General features: G+C 68.8%; 6 protein-coding genes. All 6 read right to left on the bottom strand.

Annotated elements, in window-relative coordinates; all coding sequences use genetic code 11:
* Positions 1 to 5: 5 nt before the first annotated feature.
* From L2K70_RS02310 to L2K70_RS21495, 6 genes are read right to left on the bottom strand one after another with little or no spacing between them, the layout of a single operon-like run.
* A complete protein-coding gene (locus tag L2K70_RS02310; protein ID WP_236398400.1) occupies positions 6 to 3,359 on the bottom strand; it encodes a DEAD/DEAH box helicase in 3,354 nt (1,117 codons plus the stop codon).
* 8 nt (positions 3,360 to 3,367) lie between these two features.
* Positions 3,368 to 4,201: a protein NO VEIN domain-containing protein gene (locus L2K70_RS02305; protein ID WP_236398397.1), complete on the bottom strand. Its 834-nt coding sequence runs from the start codon at positions 4,199 to 4,201 to the stop codon at positions 3,368 to 3,370.
* A complete protein-coding gene (locus L2K70_RS02300) occupies positions 4,201 to 6,411 on the bottom strand; it encodes a UvrD-helicase domain-containing protein (protein ID WP_236398395.1) in 2,211 nt (736 codons plus the stop codon). The genes L2K70_RS02305 and L2K70_RS02300 overlap by 1 nt, the downstream gene beginning before the upstream one ends.
* Entirely contained in the window at positions 6,411 to 12,737 is a 6,327-nt protein-coding gene (locus tag L2K70_RS20915; RefSeq protein ID WP_308195713.1) for a DEAD/DEAH box helicase, read from the bottom strand. The genes L2K70_RS02300 and L2K70_RS20915 overlap by 1 nt, the downstream gene beginning before the upstream one ends.
* Positions 12,734 to 17,335: an Eco57I restriction-modification methylase domain-containing protein gene (locus L2K70_RS02285; protein ID WP_236398389.1), complete on the bottom strand. Its 4,602-nt coding sequence runs from the start codon at positions 17,333 to 17,335 to the stop codon at positions 12,734 to 12,736. Before L2K70_RS02285 ends, L2K70_RS20915 begins: the two co-directional genes overlap by 4 nt.
* Positions 17,332 to 20,193 (bottom strand): DEAD/DEAH box helicase, encoded by a 2,862-nt coding sequence (locus L2K70_RS21495; protein WP_308195712.1) that lies wholly within the window; start codon positions 20,191 to 20,193, stop codon positions 17,332 to 17,334. The genes L2K70_RS02285 and L2K70_RS21495 overlap by 4 nt, the downstream gene beginning before the upstream one ends.
* Between the last annotated feature and the right edge of the window lie 24 nt (positions 20,194 to 20,217).

The raw sequence follows: 20,217 nt of genomic DNA, 5'->3' as shown, positions 1-20,217 counted from the left end.
CACGATCAGGCGCGGTGGACCTGCAGCACAGCGACCGTCGACGACGTGACGTCGAGGTGGCGCATCGCCTCGAGGTCGTGCTCCACGCGCGCCCGGTCGAGCTCGAGGTTCTTGATCCGCCCCTCGTGCAGCCGGGCGACCCGGTCGTCGCGTTCACGCTCACGCACGTCGGCCAGTGTTGACCGAGCCCGGTCCATCTTGATGTCGATCGACCGCTGCTGCGACGCGAGGCGGGCATCCACCAGTGCGTCGTTGTCTGCGCGGCGCTCTCGCTGGACACCTCTTCGTCGAACGGCTGCTATCTCGTCCAGCAGAGTCAGTCGGGCCTCAACGAGGGGGTGCTGTTCATGCGGCACGTCGACAAGGCTTCCGCGAGCGATGCTCTCGAGCAGTTCAGGGCCGAGGTCCCTGAGAGTCTCGCCCGTGTCGAGGTCCACCGCGTGCGCCCACAGCTCGGTGCGGGGGCGGACTCCGGTCGAGCTCACCATGTCCAGGCGCACCAGCGCACCCAGCGCCGGCAGCTGCGCCCCTGGCAACCCCACGACTGCGAAGCGCCTCAGGCTGATGACGTCGTCCTCCAACGAGGCAAGAGCGAGGTCGACGAGAGGGTGCCGGCTCGCCACGAGCTCGACCCCGTGCTTGCTGGCCACGTCGGAGTCGAAGGTGACCCTGACCTCCGCGCGGTTCGCAAGGTCGGCCGCGAGCTGTCCCACGGGGCGCATGCCGCCGCTGCTCCTCACATCGAGCGCCCGGAGCCGCGTTGCCATCTCCACGCTGCCAGTCAGTCGGGAGATGCCGAGCTGACTGGAGGGAGTCAGCTTGCCGCCGAGGCGAGCGACCAGTCGCTCGACCAGGAGCCTCACCTCGGCTGCGCCCACGAAACGACCGTGGGTCGGACCGTCGTCCGTCATCCCGTCGACCTGCAGCTGGTCGACGGTGGAAAGGGCGCCTCGGGATGCTTCCAGCTCGCGTACCTGCGCGGCGCGCTCGGCGAGCGCGACAGCCACCCGCTTGGACTCCCGATCTCGTTCGGCAGGAGTCAGGCTCGGGTCCAGCAACGACCTGGTGATGTCCTTCAGCTTGTCGCGCAGGATCGGCTCGAGCTCGCCGATCGATCGCTCGAAGACCCCGATGCGGCGGTAAAGCCGCTCGAAGATGTCCGACTCGATCGTCCCGGGCACGTGCATGTTGAGGATGAAGATCTTCTCGTTCTGCTGACCGAACCGGTCCAGTCGTCCGATCCTCTGCTCGACCTGCATGGGGTTCCACGGCAGGTCGTAGTTGACCATCACGTTGCAGAACTCGAAGTCGAGGCCTTCCGCGCCCACCTGGCTCAGCAGCAGCAGCTCGAACTTCCCGTCCCGAAACTCCTGCATGATGCTCTGGCGGTCGTCCATGGACGTCGCCCCGGTCATCCGCCTCGCGCTGAAGTGCTGGCTCAGTCGCTCTTCCAGGTAGCGCAGGGTTCCGGTGAAGAACGAGAACACCATGGCCTGCTGCATCCCGCGCTCGCGCGCCTGAAGGAGCCGCTCAAGCATCGCCTCGAACTTGGTGTCGTGCGCCAGCGGCCTCATCAGTCCATCGAGGTCCAGGATGTCGAGTTCCACTCTGTCGGACGCTGCGGCATCGGCCACGTCCTCGAACGCGTCCTCGTCTTCATCCTCAGCGTCGACGAACCGCCGTCGGATGCTCTCCTGCATCGCGGGAAGGCACGACGCGGCCTGCCGGAGCGGCATCTGCAGCGCGAACCCGATCGGCGTCCCACGCCGCTCCGCCTCGGCGGTGTAGAGCGCGCGCACGCTCTCGTACATCGATCGCTCGTGGTCCGACCAGTCCACGGGAACCTGCTCCGCCACCCGGATGGCCTTGGCATCAGGGACGTCCGCCTTCCGCGTACGGGTCAAGACGCTGCCGAGCGTGTTCAGCGCGCTGGCCGCGCGCTTGGCCCCTGCCGCCTCCTCCGACGTGAGAGGACGGTCCACGTCCAGGATCGTGCACAGCCTCCCGTAGTCGGGCCGTGCCGCGACCGCGGCGCCCAGCTCCATCTCGGCGATGCCCTCCACCAGGGGCAGCAGGGTCCGGGGTGCCTGCATGCCGGTGCGCACCTCGCGGATGACCTCGTTGAGCGCCTCGTTGGGCTCGAGCTGGGCCTCGAAGACGGCCGGGTCGCTGAACTCCTCCTCGTGAAGCATGTTGACGAGGTTGAAAAGATCGCTCTGGCCGAGGTTGAGAGGGGTCGCAGAGAGGAACACGAGCACGTCTGCCCAGTCGGAGAGCAGCTGGCCGAGCTGATAGCTCTTTCCCCCTCGGTTCCGAAGCACGTGAGCCTCGTCGACGATCACGAGGTCGAACCGCGCGTGCACGTCGGTGAGCGCCTGGAGCGCGTCTTCGTGCCGCCGAAGGGACTCGACCCCGACCACACCGGCGAATCTTGACTCGCGCCCCTGGGCCATCTTGTGCGCCTGGTCGCGGAGGTCTTGAGGGGTCATCAGCGCCAGGTCGCGGTCGAAGCGCCGACCCATCTCGCTCTTCCACTTGAGGCGGAGCGACGCAGGGCAGACCACCAGGACGCGGTCCAGGGGGGTGCGCCGCTCCAGCTCGCTCCAGATGAGGCCCGCTTCGATCGTCTTGCCCAGACCGACCTCGTCAGCGATCAGCAGACGGCCGGTGCCGGACGACAGGAGCTTGAGCACCGGCACGAACTGGTAGGGCCGGAAGATCGTCTTGCTCGATGCGTAGGAGTAGACGGTGTCAGTCAGTGCGTTGCGCAACTTGGTCCACGTGACGGTCAAGGAGATATCGGCCGCAGAGCCTCCCGGCTGGCTGATCCAGAACGCCGGGTCGTTAGGGTCGCCTCCGATCACCTCCAGGGCGTCGGTGTCCATGACCTGCACCCCGTTGGGTCCGCGCACCTCCACTTCGTACTCGCCTGCCCGCAGGCGCACCGCGGTCACCGTGCCGAGGGCAGCTGAGCCCCGCAGCCGGACCACGTCGCCCTCGCGGACGCCGGCGGAGGTGTCGACGGCACGCCCCTGCGGCCACATGCTTTCGAAGACTGGTTCTGCCAGCCCCATGTGACCGACGAGGCGTCGCGAGTCCCCCTGCAATGCACTTCCCCCGGGGATGCCGTGGAGCACGAGAACGATTGCTGCCTTGCTCCCGCGGCGCAGGGTGTACGTCCCCGTGTGCAGCGAGCGCGACCACATTGTGCCGTCCGCGAACCGCAGCGATGCGCCAGACGCCTCCGCCGCCTGAGCGATCTCCTCAGTCGGCTCGCCGAGCACGAGCCACTGCTCGAGCTCTCCGCCCAGGTCGGTCCAACGACCGTCAACCGCTGGCGTGTACGCGACGTCGTCCATGTCGCCTCCTATCCGACGTTCGGGAGCGCGCGATAGGTCGTCGGGTCCAGCTGGGCCGCGGAGCGCAGCGAACCTGGCAGCTCGTAGTGCCCACCGCCCGCGCCGAACTTGAAGAGCCGGTAGAGGATGAACTTGTCGGGCTCCTCCTCGGAGAGGTCAACCTCGTTGCGGGACACGAGGAACGGCAAGTGCCTGGCGTAGCGCGTCGTCTTGACCTCGATGAATCGCTCGTTGCCGGCCCGGTCGAACGACCTGACGTCGTAGCCGAGACCGTCACCGTCCATGACCGAGACGTGGCGCACCTCGGCCGCAAGGTCAGCCTTGCCCGCTGCAGCCAGACGAGCACGTTCTAGCCGCACAACGGCCTCCTCCCCTGCTAGGCCGAGCGACCGGTTGCGTGCCTCGCGCTCGTGGAAGTCGATCATCCGGGCGACGCGGACCCGGCCGAACGCTGGCGGGGTCAGCTCGACTTCAGGAACGGCGGCCGCCGACCCCAGCGTCACACGGTCGGACGGTGCCGGCTGCTCGGCGGCTCTCACCATCTGGTCGCGCAGGTCGACCGCGCCGCCGAACCGTTCCGTCACCCGCTCGCGTAGCAACCCCTGGACGTTGGTCGCCGGCTTGTAGCCGTCGATGAAGACCCCGCCCAGCTCGTTGATCACCGCGGAGATGTTCTGCAGCTTGTACTCGACGGAGCCGTTCGAGCGTTCGATCTTCGTCATCAGGTCTCGCCGGTGGTCGGCCTTGCTGTAGGGCTGCCCGTCCAGCTCGAGCCGCAGCATCGAGAAGTACGTGTCGATCGTCAGGTCCACCTCGCGGGTGTCCCACGCCTCTCGCGCCATCAAATCTCCTCTCTGGTCGGCAACAGCTCACTGGGCTCGCCTGTCCACACGATCGCGAGCTCGTCGCGAGCCCGGGTGGCAGCGACGTAGAGCAACGAGCGCTCACGACGCACCGCGTCCTCGCGCTCCGCCTCGGGCACGTCCTTCAACGCGTACGCCGCAGGCACGGAGTCCGCGTCGGCGCCCGTGATGAGCACCCGGGAGAACTCCATGCCCTTGGCTCGGTGCATCGTCATGGCGACGGGCTTGCCACCAGGGACGGTCTTGTCCGAGACGAACCGTGCGTCTACCCGGCGCTCCTCGAGCGCGCGGACCAGACGCTCCCCCGCATTCTCCGACCGCACGAGCAGTCCAATCGTCTCGGGGACGGCGCCCTCGTCCAGCCAGGCACGCACCACCTCCGCGGCGCGGTCAAGCTCCTCGCTCGGGGACGAGGCCTGGACGAGCCGAGGGGACGGTCCCGTCCGTGCCGAGCGGTACTCACTGGGGTCCTCTGCCTGGTCCTCGAGGTCGACGAACTCGGTGCCGGTGAGCATGCTCACCGCGTAGCGGAGGTTCTGCGCGGTCGTGCGGTAGTTGAGCCGCAGGCGCTGCGACCGGCCGACGATGCGCACGCCGTAGCGGCCCAGGACGATCCTGTGGCCATAGATCCGCTGGTGCGAGTCCTCCGCGATGAAGATGTCGTCGGGTCGCTCGGCGACCAACGCTCGCAGCAGCTGCCAGCGGGACGGCCCCAGGTCCTGGCCCTCGTCGACCAGCACGTGGTCCAACGGGTGCTGACCACTGGCCGACACCGCCTCAGCAGCGACCGCGGCGGCCTCGGAGAAGTCCAGGCTGCCCCGGATCCCGGCCTCCAGGCGGTAGGCAGTGATCACCTTCCACACCGCTGCCCGCCCGCGTCGGTCGAGGGACACCCCGCGTCCTTGCCTGCGGACCTTCGCGTACTCCTCGAAGGTCGTGACGCGGTGCGGGAGCACGACCGTCGCGTACTCGGCCTCCAGGAAGGACGGGCTGCGCAGCTCCGTCGGCAGGTCGTCCCCGGCCGCGGCGATCGCGTCTCGCCACGCGTTGCGGCCGGTCACCTGGCTGACCTCGCTGGTGCGGGGCCCAAGCACGGCCGACACGGCGCCGGGGAGGTGTGAGGCGTACGACTGCCTCACCGCGCGCGCGACCGCATCGATGCCGCGGACGAGGACGCCCGGGTCTCCGACGCGCTCGGCCAGCGGCAGCGTGGGGTCGAGGACGCGGAGGTCGCGCTGCATGGCCTCAGCGAGGGTCTTGTTGAAGGTCGTCAGCAGGATGCGAGCAGCGGGGTCCTGTCGCGCGAGACGGCGCGCACGGTGGAGCAGCACGACGGTCTTGCCCGTGCCGGCGCCACCGGAGAGCCGGAACGGACCGTTCCAGCTCTTCTCGACGTACTTCCGCTGCTCCGGGTGCAGGAAGACGCGCCACGCCGCGAAGTCACCGTCCTCGATCGCGCGGCGCAGCGCAGCGTCGTCCTCCACGAAGGCGAACTGCATGCGGGCCGCAGGGTGCGTCAGTGCCCGGACGAGCGAGCTGTCCTGGTCGGCGGCTGGCTCGGGTGCACTGGTCGCGTCCAGGCTCAGCGCCTCACGCACCTGCTCGATGCTGCGGCCTGCGACGAGATCGATGAGCGCCACGCCCTGCCACGGCGCCGCGGCGTCGGCGAGCGTGACGATGTCGTCGGGGTCGCGCACCTCCATGGCGAGCTCGACGAGCGCCGGGTCTAGGCCGAGGTCGTTCACGAGGTTGACCGCGGAGTGTCCAAGAGCAATCAGCAGGGGCTCCTCAGGCGCCAGGTCCGCGGACTCGAGGACCGGGACCTCGGCGGAGTCGACATGCAGTGGCGCAGGCTCGGCGAGCAGCAGCTCGGCGATCCCGTTGACGGGGTTCACCTGCAGCTGCGCACGCTGGGCGAAGGCGATCGCGTCGTCGTGCGGCCAGACGCCGAGGTATACGTACATCGCGTCGTCGGCCTGACCCTGCACCTTGAACAGGACGGCCCGCCAGAACTGGTCGACCCGGCCGGTGCGCACCCGCGCGTCGAGCGATCCACCGATGGGCTCGACGTGCAGACCGGGACGGGTGTCGTCCTCCGCGAGCTTCGCGAGGAACGTGTACGCCTTGCCGCGCACCGATCCGTCGATCTCGGGCGCGTGCTGCTGGGGGCCGAGGATGATCTGGGGCACTACGGCGCTCCTGCCGGTTCGAGGGCCTGCTGGACGGCGGTTGCATCAGGCGGGACCACGACCCACCCGTCATGGACCAGGTCGTGGCGGTCGTCGTCGGTGAGGTCGAGGTCGACCACAAGCTGCCGGTCTGGCCACGCGATCTCCACGACGATGCCGTCGCCGGCCTCACCGCCCACCACAGGTGGAGTGACGTCGAGGTCTGCCAGGTCTCGCACGAGCGCGATGGCGGCGTCTCCGACCACCTGCTCGAGCAGGCTTAGCCAGGGCTCGGCGTACGTCGCGGAGGCGGGCGACGTTCCGGGGCCGACCCCTACGGCGGGGGCGGCCAGCTGGGAGTACGTCAGGACGGTCGCCTCCTGGAGGCGCAAGTTGAGCAGGTTCGCCAGCCGCAGCCACTCGTTCCAAGCCTGCTTGTGCGCCTGGCCGAGCACATCGGTCCGGTCGTCGACCATCACTGCCACCTCGCTGGCCGTCCCGGTCGTGCGTCGGGCGAGCACGGTCAAGGTGTCGTGCCGCCACGACCACGTGGCATGCGCCCCGTCGCCCGGCAAGGCCTGACCGCTGTGCAGCGGCCCGACGAGCTCGAGCAGCGGTTTGGAAGGATCCGTCTTGCCGGCGTCCCCCGCGCCAATCAGCAGCAGCGGCAGGAGCTCTGCGAGTGCCTGCAGGCCATCTCGATCGGGTGACGCGACCCAGGACACCAGGAGGTCGATCGGCCCACCGACGACGAGGTCACGGTGCGCCGGGCGAAGGGCGCCGTTGCTGGCGCCGAGCACCTTGCTCCACCGCGCGTCGTCGAACCACGATGGCGGCGTGGCAGCGGACTGCTCGGCCCCGTCGAGGTCCTGCCAGGTGAGGGAGACAACCACGTAGCCCTGGGCGCGGAGCCAGGCGCGCTTGGTCGCGTCGGCGGCGAGGTTGTTCACGGCCGGACTGGCGTGGAACCGCCAGCCGTCGCAAAAAACTGCGACGCGGGGAACATTGGGGTCGTTGCACACCAGGACGAAGTCGGGCTTGACGTTGCCGAGCGGCAGCTGCGGCTCAAGGGTCCACGTTCGGCCGCCTAGGACGATCGTCCACCGGTTGCCGTGCGGACCTGGCTGCTCGCTGACGGACGCGCCCAGCCCCTCGGTCAGCCGCTTGCGGAGGACCGCGCGGAACCGCTGCTCGATGTGGGTCTCAGGGTCATCGGGCACAGTGGGCTGCTTCATGACGGTCCAGCCGAGCACCTCGTCGGGCTCGGGGAGCGTGCCTCCGGCGGTGAGGATGTCGTGCAGGTGCCGCTCAGCGGCCAGGCGGGACACCCACCTGCCCGTTGGTCCGTTGAGCCACGGCGAGAGGCAGCGGTGGCACGCCGCGCGGTCCTCGTCCTGGCAAGGGCAGTCCCTGACGACGAGCCACGCCTGGCGCAGCACCGACCACAGCTTCTGCGGCTCGGAGAGCTCGGCGAGATAGCCGGTGCCACCTGGCACCTTGTCGTGCACCAGGAGCGCGTCGCGGTTGTCCGACCCGTCGCTGAGGTGCGGATCGACGACCTGCTCGACCGCGAGGTGGTCGGGTGTGCCTCCAAGGTGCTCACGAAGGCCGAGCTGGAAGGCAGCGATGAGGCTCGGCACGGCGAACCTGTCACCCAGCGTGATGGTCGCGGGCAGACGCACCACCACGCCCTCAGTCCGGAGGGTCCGCGACAGCGCGATCGCGCGGACGTCCTCGTCGACCGCGTGCCGCTGGGGGCACCACGGGCGGTGCTCGGACGCCGCGTTGCGGCGCGTCCCTGTGTCGACCTTGCCGCACCGCGCGCACACCCGGAAGAGCGCGGCGGCGTGCTCCTGGCCCGACACGTGGACGCTGCCGGACGACGGCTCGCCGGTGCGGCCGAGATTCAGCCACCGGATCGTCATGCCGTGCAGGTGCTTGACGCCGAGCGGGTACTGGTCGACGTGCCACTCCGTGCGGGGGGTGCCGACGTCGGCCGCAGTGACCACCTCGAAGCCAGCGCGCTTCCGGTCGTCGCTGCCGTCGTCGATCGTCGCCTCCTCGCGTCGCACGGCGGAGGAGACGCTCGTCAGCTCGACCACGTCGATCGTCTGGCGAACGTCGGCGATGGTCGTGTCACCGCACCGCGGACAGCTGGTCGGTGGCTGGGCGCCGCCGTCCCGCGGCTGGGCATGGCCGCACGCTGCGCACAAGGCCCACGGACGGACGGCCTCGCCTTCGTGGCCCAGGTCGACGGCGTCGACGAGCAGCTGGTGCCGGTTGGCGTAGAAGGTCGCGCCCGGTGCTAGGTCACGCAGGGCCAGCGACGAGGCCCGATGGAAGGACTGTTCCTCCGAGCGGTACTCCTGGCTCTCGGGGTCGAGCCAGCTCAGCGTGACGTCCAGGCTCACGGTGTCGTCGAGCAGGGTGTAGTTGGGCAGGATTCCGTGCTCCTCGAGGACCCCGATCCAGTAGCCGTCGCGCAGGTCGGCGAGCTGCCTACGCGCCAGGCCGAGGCCTGCGACCGCGGTGCGGACCGCCAGCTTGTCGTCGTCGGTGGCGGCCGGAAGCGCAGCGCGCTCCTGCAGCTCGGGCAGCTCGGCCTGGATCTCGCCGATGCGGTGCTGGACCGTTTCCACCCGTGACGCCCAGTGGTGTCGCTGCTCGTGCAGGAACGCGGCCATCGGGCTGGTGAGCGGCGTAGCTCCCGGGGTGATCCACTGCTTGAGCCCGTCTCGAGCCCTGGCCGAGAGGTCGTCGAACCCCACGACGAAGGCGTCGAGGGCGCCGGCGTCCTCGGCCGCCGTGCCGAGCGCGTGGAGGAAGCTGCCCGCCTCGACGCTGCCGATGGCCTGCGCCGGGGTGCTGGGGTGCGGTGCACCCGGCGTCCGGGCGAGGACATCCGCCACCGACGCGAGGTACTGACGGCGCAGGATCTCCTCGGCGTCGAGGTAGGTGGCAGGCGGTCGGACGGCTCCGTTGACCACCGACAGTGGGTCGCCGAGGCGCGGCAGCTGCTCCCCCCTGCCCGACACGAACGCGAGGTTCAGTGCACTGCCGGTGAGGCGGCCAGCGCGTCCCACCCGCTGGAGGTACGACGCGACGCTCCGCGGCAGTCCGGCGAGCATGACGGTGGAGAGATCGCCGATGTCGATGCCCATCTCCAGCGTGGGCGTGGCCACCAGGACGTTCGGAGCCGCCGGGTTGCTGGCGCCGGCCTTGAACTCGGTCTCGTACGCCAGTCGTGTCTCGTCCGGCAGCAGGCTGGTGTGCTCGCGGGCGATGACCCGCGTGGTGTCCGCCGCGGCGTAGAGCCGGCGGTAGAAGTTGTCGGGCTCGCCGGACGCCCGGACGAGCGAGCCGCGGCAGCGCAGCACCTGGCAGGGCGCGCCTTCGAGCTCGTCGACGACCTGGGGCGTCCCCGGATGAAGGTCGCCACACGTGTCGCACACGAGGAGGACGCCGCCGTCGGCGAGCTCGACGTCGCCGACCGGCTGGACGAGGACCCGGCTCGGGAGGATCTCGTAGACCTGCGCGCCGGACTGGGTGTTGACGACCTGGACGACGTCGAGCGCGGCGAGCTGCTTGAGGAGCTCGACGACGACAGAGGCACCTTCGGCTGGGCTGCACCCGAGCGCGCGTGCGGTCCACACGGCGTACCAGCCCTTGGTCGAGGCGGCGGGCACGAGGTCGTTGTCGCGCGGGCCTCCCCCGCCACCGACGCGGGGGTAGCCCGGGGCCGGACGCCCCCGCGGGAAGGCGGGCATCCCGTCGGTCGCGGGGCGACCGCCCCAGATGGAGTACCTTCGCCCGTCCTCGGCCTGGAACCGGCGGAACCACTCGTGCTGGATCGCACCGTCCGTACGCATTCGCTCGAGCACCCCGCGCGCCCAGCGAACCCGCTCGTCGTCGGTGACGCCGAGGCCGTCGAGGTGCTGCTGGCCGAGCGCCTTCTCCACGTCGTTCGCGGCGCGGAGCAGGACGCCTCGCGATGCCTCGACCTGGGCTGCAAGGCTGCCGGTGAGCTCGAGGGTGCGGCCGAGGCGCGACTGGAGCCCCACCTCGAGCACCACGTCGAGGAGCAGCCGTGCCCGTACGCGGCGCAGCACCGCGGGTGCGACCCGCCGCTGCCGCTCCTCGCGCCAGAAGGGCTCGAACTCGCTGCGGTCGGCGTGCTCGGGCGGCAGCAGGCGATAGCGGTGGTGGGGGTCGTTGCCCGCCTGCTCCAGCACCCGCTGCACGAGGTGGTCGAGGGTCATCGTGTCGTCTCCGACTGCCGCACGCAGGACGGCGCGGAGCGTCAGGCGGTGGGATCGGCTCTGCACGAAGCCAGCCCGATGGGCGGCGTCCTGCACGGAGTCGGTGAAGACCAGCGACTTCTTCTCTGCCTGGTCGAGGTCGTCGCTGCCGAAGATCGTGGACAGCGAGACGGACAGCAAAGTGGCGACGGCGGAGCCGAGGAAGCGGATGCCATCCTTCTGCAGGCAGGAGGGGCAGGTGTCGTCGCGGGAGAGGTCGCCGGCACCCGGGCCGGCATGGGCCAGCACCGGGAGGACGCGCCCCTCCGCCACCTCCGCGTCGTCCGCGGGGAGGGAGGGCAGCACCCGGCGCTGTTCGGCGTGCAGCCACATCAGCCGCGGCTCGTCGGGCTCGGAAGGCCCGGCCCCCTCCTCCGTCTCGGCCTCTGCGGGCGCATGGATGAGCGCCCGAAACTCGCGGTCGTCGAGCAGGCTCGCCCGCCGGATGTCGTCCGGGTCTGCGCCCGTGAGGTCGAAGCCACCGACTGGCGCGCGCAGCACCGCCCAGCCCGAACGTCCGCAGTGACGGCAGTAGACGGCCGGGAAGGCCGGCACCGAGTCTGTGCCGTCGTCACCACCCAGCGCGAGGTGACGGTCGTCGGACCACAGGTAGTCGGGAGCGCCTGTCGCACGGCGGTCAATGCGGCTCAGCTCGCGCACCCACAGGTGCAGCTCCACGGACACTGCGTCGCGACCGACCTCCTTGCGGACGTGGCTCAGCACCGCGCTCCAGAGCAGCAGCACCTGTTCGGCTACGGCTCGGCCGTCAGGGTCGGCGGCGTACGACGGGAGCACCGCGTCGACCAGCGCGTCGAGCGACACAGCCTCGGCGGCGGCCTCGACCATCGCGCTGGTCATCGGGTGGGCCTTGACGAGGTCGAGCAGGTCGCCAGGCTCGGCGCCGGCGAGCATGGGAGCCGCGCCGTCCCGGTCTGCGAAGAGGGAGGACAGCATGCGCTCGGCGATCAGTCGGCCGCTGGTCTCCGCACCGGCGGTCTCGACGGCCAGCTCCAGAGCCGCACGATCCGTGCGGGGCAGAAGGGTTGTGGCGGGCTCACCCAGCCATTCGTCAAGGGTGAGCCGCGACTCCGTGACGACGGCGTCGAGGCCGAACTCCTCACCGAAGACCGTGCGGGCGAAGTCCAGCATCGCGGCGGGATCGCCCTTGTCGCCGAGGGTGGCCGACGTCGCGACGGGCGTGACGATCCCGAGCGGCCGCGCACGGTCGGACGCGGTGAACGCGTCATCCGGCCAGTGGCTCTTGAGCGCCATGCCGAGGCGGCGCAGCAGCATCGACACATCGGTGCCCTGGGCGCCGTCGTAGGTGTGGAACTCGTCGAGCACGAGGTACTGCAGACTGGCGGCGCTCTGCGCCCAGATCTGCTGGTCGGCCTCGCGAAGCAAGAGCTGGTCGAGCATCTTGTAGTTGGTCAGCAGGATGTCCGGCGCTTGCCGCCGGATGATGTGCCGGTCCGTGATGAGCGCCGTGGCGGTGACCCGCGATCGCGGGGTGCCCTGCTCACCGGTGTAGAGCGCGGCGGTGATGCCTGCCAGCTCCTGGTGCTGGGTGATCAGGCTCGCGAGGCGGCCGGCTTGGTCGTTGGCGAGGGCGTTCATCGGGTACAGCACGATCGCCTTGGTGCCGGTCACACCCCGCCGCTTCGCCCGGACGACGTGGTCGAGGATCGGGTGGAGGAACGCCTCAGTCTTGCCCGACCCCGTGCCGGTGGTGACGAGCGTCGGCAACGGCCGCGGCTTGTCCAGACCTAGGTCGAGGCTGGTCAGCCGCTCAAACGCGCGTGCCTGGTGCCCGTAGGGAGGAAACCCCTCGTACCACTCCATCGAGTCACGCCACCCGTCAGCAGCAGGCCGGAACGGCAGGCGCAGGCGCAGGTAGGGGCCTTTGAAGATTCCGCTCTCGCGATCCTGAAGCAGGTCGAGCAGAGCAGAACGCGCGTCTTCGTCGGCGAGCGAGAACGTGGTCGCCAGGTAGTCGAGCATGCTCTGCTGGATCCGCGGCGCCTGCGTCGTGGGCAGGAGCTCGCTCACGCGCCACCCCGCTCGGCGAGCACCTTCTCGAAGTGCGCGTAGGCCCGTCGCATGTCGGCCTCACGATCCAGCGTCACGAACGGCAACTCGTAGGTGTACGTGTTGCCTGAGGCGTTGGTGGCTGTCCGCTCGTCCAGGCTGATGTCGTTGCCCTTCTTGCGCCACACTGTCAGCACGGAGTTGGGCACGAGTCGACCGTTGGCGTCGTAGAAGTACGTGTTGCGGTCATAGCCGTAGAGCACCGGGAATTGGGTCCGATAGATCGTTGCCAATTCATCTGCGCTCAATCCAAGCGTGACGGCAACGATTGCATCGATCTCAACCTGCGCCTGTCGACGGTCAGAAGCTCGACGAAGAGGTGCATTCGGCAACCAGTCAGTCGAAACGCCGGCCAACTCTGGCCGCCCTCGATAGGCCAGCCCTCCAGTCCATTCATCTTTCAAATTGATCGCGCCGAGGGATCTATTCCAAATCTGCGCGTACTCCGACACAATGCAGTTGAGACGAAGTACTCGCAGTACAAGTTGGTCGGCAAGCAGATCCCGCGCGGTGACGATTGGCACACGATTGGCCGCAGACATGTAGACGCCGCTCTTAGGAGCACACCGTATGGAGAAGTCCGCGATCAATGACGTCATGCTTCCAAGAGCCAGCACTAGATCACGCAATGCCACCCCAGGAGATCCGGCGGAGAACACCGCGTTGATGTGCCCTGGCCCAGGCGGGAGCAAAATCGGAATAAGGGTGCGCTCGCCCGTATTGGCCGCCATTCCTCGCCAAGCGATACGCGGCAGATCGAGTGACCGACTTCCACTCCACGCCTGGTAGGCATTTCGATATGTCGGCGCGTCAGTGGCACGCTTGTAAGAAGTTACGGGAACTTCGTCCACTGACAACCCTTCCAGATCGACTTGCGACCAATCGAGGTTGTTAGCCATGGTCTCGTTCGGAGACTTATAGAAAGGCGCTGCCACGTGGAAATTTGGCCCCATTAGCACCACGTCGGACCAATCTGTTGGCCGGCCCCACTGCAGTTCGATAAGCCCATCTTTCCGAGCCTGAGTCTCAATCAGACCCGGACTGAACGACAAGTCCAGGCCGCGCAGCCGCGGGGCGCGAGCAATCACTCGCAGGGTTTCGGCACTCGAACTGTTTACAGAATAGACCATTCGAGAGTGAAGCACCGGTACATCTTCTGGTTCGACAAGCGTATGCCAAGTCGCAAGCGTCTCTTTATCAACTCTCAGTATCCGACTTCTGTGGGGCCGTACATCCCATTTGCCTTCCATGTCCTTCAGGCCCGGCTCAGTACCCTCCCCGCCGTGCTGCAACGACCGCTCAACTGTATCTGGGTGGTAAAGCGAACTCGCCATTAAGAATTCCGGGGCGTCCCGTTCCAGTCCATAGACGTGAACACCGTACACAACCAAGTGGTGGATCTCGAATAGGACGAGCTCGTTGATGAACTGCCAGTGCCGCCGGAGACGACGATAGGCGCCAGCCCGAAGCACGCCCGCCTTCTCGTCCGTGAAGTGCGTTTCAGGGTGAATCAGAGCGATGACGCCTCGGCCGGACTGACGCCCCCACGTGCTCTCAATAAAGCATCGATAGAGATCTGGTCGAAGCCCAGCGAGATAGGGGAAGAGAATGGGCGCCGAAACTGCTTCGCGTAAAGCCATCTGGTCGGAAGCGAGACCTACAACTTCGACGCGCGCAGCAGGATTACAAAGCACTGTCCGTGCGAGCACCTGCCGGCGTTCGCTCGCCATCTTCCCTTCCAGCGCGAAACGCACGTCGTGCTCAGCGAGCGCAGAAGTCTCGTCCCAATCAGGACGTACCCACGGTGGATTTCCGACCTGAAGGTCAAAGCCTCCTTGCTGGTCAAAAAGCTGCGTGAAGTCGAGGTGCCAGTGAAAAAAGCCCTGCCGCATCGCGACCGACTGCGTGACGGCGAGCCACGGGTGATCGGCGAGCACCTTCTCGACGCGATCCGCCCCTGCAAGCACCCAGTCGTTGTGCTCGGCATCTGCGAGCTCGTCCCAGTCGGCGATGTCACCGATGGTGGCGTCCCCCTGACTGCGTGTCTTGGCGCGCATGGTCTCGCCGCCGAGGATCTGCCGGAGGGTGCCGTACCACTCATCAACCGTCGGGGGCTCGATGGTCTCTTCGGTGAGCGGCCAGAACCAGAGCGCGCACCAGGCGTCCATCACGAGCTTGAGGCGCTGGTAGGCGCCGTCGTGGTCGGCCAGCGACTCCTCGATCTGCTCGCGGGTGACGTAGGCCTCTGCCGTCTCCTCGTGATCACGGCCCCAGAGGGGGATGTCGCGGCTGGCCTGCTGCTCGGCGATCTCAAGGCGGCGGGAGGCGATCCCCCAGAGCGTCTCGACGCGAGCCGCGAGCTCGGTCAGGTGGTCGAGCTGCTTCTTGGTCGGCTTGGACCTGGTGGAGCGTCGCCACGTCTTGAGGTCGGCGACCGCGTCGGGGACGAGCTCCTTGATCTCCTTGCCCACGTCGGCGGCGGCGCCCCAGCCCTCAGCTGGCACGAGGAAATGGTGGATGAGCCCTGGGCGGTCCGAGATGTCCGTCGGTACGGTGGTCAGCCAGGTCTTCGACTGCAGGTCCGACTTCGAGAACCCGGCACGGCGAGCGCCGACCAGTGAATTGCCCCGCTTGAGATGAAGCCCAAACCACGGGGCGTGCAGTCCCTCGACCATGGTGTCGAGCCACAGCGAGATCTCGGCGAGCTCGACAGCCGTCGCGTTGAGGTCGACACCGTAGACGTTGTGCAGGGCGAGGTAGGCCTTCACCTTCTGCAGCTCGCGGGGGTAGGCCTCGGGGTCGATCCGTTCGCCGAGCTCGTCCTGGCGCCGGGTCAGGTACTCGGCCGCGAGCTGGCGCACGGCCTCGATGGCGAACGCACCCGAGCCGAGCGCGGGCTCGCAGACCGTGAGGGACAGGATCTCCTCGGCGGTCGTGCGCTGGCCGTCCTGGTCGAGCAGCTCCTCGAGGGCTTGGCCGACGGTGAACTTCGTCAGCACCTCGGGGGTGTAGTAGGACGCCGACTGCTGGCGCTCGCGGCCCGCAAGCCGGAACACGAAGGCTCCGCGCCGGTGGTGGACCGGCTTGAGCTCTCCGGTGACCTTGTCCTCGGTGCGGACGAAATCCTTCTCGTCGATGTCTCCGGACCGGTCGACGGGGACCAGCCAGGACCCCTTGGAGGAGTCGCCGCCCTTGGCGACCTCGTAGAGGTCCGTCTCGGCGAACCGGCCCGTGTAGGACATCAGGCCCTCGTAGACCGCACCCAGCTGGTTGATGCCGAGCTCGGCGTAGGAGATGAATCCGCGGTCGCGACCACGCGCCTCCTTCGAGAGCAGGAGGTGCTGGAGCACCTCCTGGAGCCGCGCGTTGCCGAGGCCAACCTCGGCAATGTGAGCAACAGCGTCCGGGTGGAAGAGGTCTGCACGGAGCGACCGGAACTCGAGCGGCTCCAGCAAGCCTTCGTCCTCGGTCACCGTGGGCTGGTAGCCCTGGTCGACGAGCCGGAAGAGGACGCCGAGGGAGTCGTAGAGGTGGGTGCCCCGCTCGGCCTGCGGGCTCGTCAGCGGCACCTGCACCAGCTCGCGGAGCCGGTCGAGGCTGTAGCCCGCGTCGTACTCGGGAGCGCCGACCGGCATCACGCCGAGCTCGGGCGACGCCTCTGCGTAGAGCAGGAACAGGATGCGGTAGAGGTAGCGCAGTGACTGCTTGGCCAGTTGTTGCGCCTCGGACTGCGGGAGCGGCTCGAGACCCTGCTCGCGCCGCCGGGTGACGACCTCGTTGGCGATGAGCTCGATCGAGAGGCGCACCCCCTCGCGAAGGTCCTGGGAGACGCCGACGGTGTGCTTGACGGACTCCTCCAGCACCTCGTGCCACCAGATGGTGCCCTCCGCGTCGGGTGCGAGCGACTCGGCGGCCAGGCAGGTGAGCGCGCGGTCGACCTCACCCCCCTTGGTGCCGTCGTTGCGCTCACACACCAGCTGGAGGTCGAGCGAAAGGTAGCGGCCCTCGGGCCACCGCTCCTTCTCCGCAACCAAGAGCACACGGCCGGCGAGGACGAGAGCGAACGCCGGACCGTGCTCCTGGACGAACAGCCTGGACAGCAGCCGGCTGACAGACGTGACGGCGTCCCCGGAGTCCTCGTCGACGAACGCTTCAGCCAGTGTCTCCTCGTCCTTGGCGAGCAGGTCCTCCACGGAGTCGACCGGCTTTGCGGCGACCAGTGCCACTCCCGCCACGTCGGCCAGGCTGGCCTGTCGCACGAGGGTGAGCGGCCCTGTCTTCTCGTGGTGCAGGCCGATGGCGTCGTACCGCAGGACGCGCAGCACGTCAGACCTCAGGTCCGCGGCAAGGGTCGGGTCCTCCTCGAGCCGTGCCAGCCGCGCAAGGAGGTCGACACGCGCCCCGGTGAACCGGCTCCGGGCGGTCTCGCTCTCGGCGGCGTCCCACTCCTTGCGACGAGCCAGCACTCGAGCCTTGAACGACTCCTTGGTCGCGTCGGTGGTGAGGTAGTGCTCGCTGATCCAGTCACCGACGACCACGATCGCGTCACTGGCACTCACGGCTGACCTCCGAGGAACGACGGGACGACGACGAGCAGCGGGCGGACGAGCCGCTGGTCGGGCAGGAGGGACTCGGCAACCTCGCGCTCGCGGCGTACGAGCTCCGTGCGGTCGCGGATCTCGAGACGCTGGGCCTCGCGGGCGGCGTCTACTTCCCACTGGCTGACGCGCTCGAACCAGGCATCGACGCGGGCCTGGACGTCCTGAGCCGATGTCTCCACGAGGGAGGACAGGAAGGTGTGGCCCTGGTCGACCGCTGGTGCGACGTACGCCTGCAGGTCGTCCAGCCCGGTCACGGCGCCGGTGTTGACGGGCGTGCGCTCGAGACCGACCGACATCAGGGCGCGGCGCAGGGACGGGTGCGGCTCCGGGAGGGCGAGACCCGCGGGGCCCTGCCCGACGAAGCGCAGCGTGAGGAAGGACGACGCCACGACCTGCCCTCGCCGATTGGTGAGCATGCCGTGCATCAGGACAGCGACCTCGTCGACCGACCCGCGGACCGCGAAGACCTGGTTGCGTCCGAGCTTAGCGAGCGCTCGGTCGGCCGCCCACTCCAGCACGGGGTGCAGCGGCGCGAGGTAGTGCGCCTCCGGCCAGGTGATCCCGTCCTCGGCCCGGGCGGCCGCCATCGCCTGCTCCCCGCGTCGGGTCGTCGTGGCAAGACGCAGCCGCTCGGCGACCCGCCGCTCGCGGAGGTAGGTCTGCGGGAGCACCTCGAGTCGGCGGCGCAGGTCGGGCGACGGCTCGAGGTCGGCCACCTGGTAGGCCCGGTCCTCCTGCCACGCGACGCCGTCCGGCCAGGGTCGGCCGGGGGTCAGCAGCACCTCGTCAAGGGTGTCGCGCAGGAAGTCGAGGTCGCTGGGGTAGACCCCGGACGGCTCGTCATCGACGGTGGCCACCGGCGCGTCGTCAGGGGCGTTGACGATGGCGGCGAAGAGATCGTCGAAGTCGTCGCCGGTGCCGATGTCCTTGACCTGTCGGACCACCTCGTCGAAGGACTCCTGCTCGGCGAGGACTCGACGGATTTGTTCCTCCTCGCGCTTCACGTCGTGCTGCCCCATCAGCGACGCAGAGTCACCCAGCGCCAGGTGAGCCTCGTGCTCGCGCTCCATCAGACGGGTCAGCACGCGCAAGTCGCCCAACGACCCGTCGACGTCCGGGTCGAGCAGCAGGGTGGTGATGCGGGGTCGGTGTCGCTGGCCGTAGCGGTCGACGCGCCCGTTGCGCTGCTGGATGCGGATGAGGCTCCACGGGATGTCGTAGTGCACGAGGTGGTGGCACTGGAGGTGGAGGTTGACGCCCTCGGACGCGACGTCGCCGGTCACGAGCACCCGGATCTGCGACGACTCGAGCTTGAAGGACTCGACGACGTCCTGCTGCTCGACGTCGCTCAGTCCGCCGTGCAGCACGACGACCTGGTCCTTGATCATGCCGAGGTCCTTGCACAACTTGCCCTGGAGCCACTCGAGGGTGGCCACTCTCTCAGCGAAGACGACGACCCGGGTGGCGCTCTGCCCGGCGACGCCGATGTCGTCGAGGTGCGCACGCAGGGCGTCGTACTTGCCGCTGGGCTCGGTGTGCGCGCGCTCGGCGAGGGCGAGCAGGCGGACGAGCGCCTCGTCCTCGGCGCGCTCGTCAGCGCTGAGGTCGGGGCCGAGCTTGCGGCGTCGCTCCCGCACGCTGGCGACGAGTGCCGCCGGAGAGGACAAGAACGCCTTCATCAGGGTCCAGGGGAACAGAGAGGAGTTGGGGCCGGAGTAGGGGTTGCTGCCCGACCGTGGGTGCAGCCAGACCTCGTCAAGCTCGCGGGCGATCTCGTCCTCGATGGGCGACGCTGCCACGACCTGGTTGTCCGGTGGCAGCCGCTCGGCCCAGTCGCCACCGACATGGCTGGCCACCTCGGGGCTGTTACGGTGGCGGCGGATGACCAGGCGCCTGACCTCGTCCTTGACGAGCTCGCCGTCGGGTGTCACGGCACTGGGCTCGAGCATCCGGACCAGCTCGGCGAACGACTCCTTGCGCCCGTTGTGCGGGGTCGCCGAGGCGAGCACCAGCGCGTCCGTGCGGGACGCGAGGAGCCGCGCGAGCCGGTTGTTCTGGGACGCGCCGGTGACGTTGTGGGACTCGTCGATCACCACGGCGTCCCAGTGCTGCTTGCGGAGGTGGCTGAGGTAGCGGTCGCTCTTGAGGGTGTCGATCGAGATGACGACGCGCTTGTAGTAGGCGAACGGGTTGCGGTTGCCGGGCACCTTCTGGCGGATCCGCTGGATGCCGACCGAGTCGAGGCGGACGAAGGGCAGGGCGAACCGGGTCCACATCTCGTGCTGCATCTGCTCCAGCACGTGACGCGGCGTGACCACGAGGATGCGCTCGCCGCGACCGCGACGCACGAGCTCGGAGAGGATCATGCCTATCTCGATGGTCTTGCCCAGGCCGACGGCGTCGGCCAGCAGGATGCGGGGGCGCAGGTTCTGCGGGTCGAGCGCCTTGCGGACCGCCTCGAGCTGGTAGGGCAACGCATCGGCCATGCCCTGGGTGGCGACCGTGAGGGTCGGGTCGGTGACGGGGACGGCCGTCTTGCGCGAGGTGGCCTCGAGCCACAGCCGCGACCGTCGGTAGCCCGGGGTGTCGTCGGCGACGACCTGCGCCTGTGCGGGGTCGAGCACCTCGATGTCGTCCAGGCCGGTCGAGAAGGTCGCCGAGGTGTCGCGCACGAGCTCGGAGAGCCCCTGCACGTCGATGAACCACTCGCCGTCGGACGAACGCTCGGTCCGCGTAACCAGCCACTCCTCGTCGCGGACAACCAGCACCGAACCGGGAGCGGGTGCGACCCGCTCCCCCACCGCCACGTCAGTCACTCGGCGACCCTACCCGCGTCATTC

The sequence above is a fragment of the Nocardioides potassii genome (assembly GCF_021648885.1).
Taxonomy (GTDB): domain Bacteria; phylum Actinomycetota; class Actinomycetes; order Propionibacteriales; family Nocardioidaceae; genus Nocardioides; species Nocardioides potassii.
Note: the sequence above shows the minus strand (reverse complement) of the source record. Positions and strands in the feature narration are given on the sequence as shown.

Excerpts from the sequence above, each read along its gene's own strand:
- L2K70_RS02310 (WP_236398400.1), bottom strand. The coding sequence starts at position 3,359 with ATGGACGACGTCGCGTACACGCCAGCGGTTGACGGTCGTTGGACCGAC.
- L2K70_RS02305 (WP_236398397.1), bottom strand. The coding sequence starts at position 4,201 with ATGGCGCGAGAGGCGTGGGACACCCGCGAGGTGGACCTGACGATCGAC.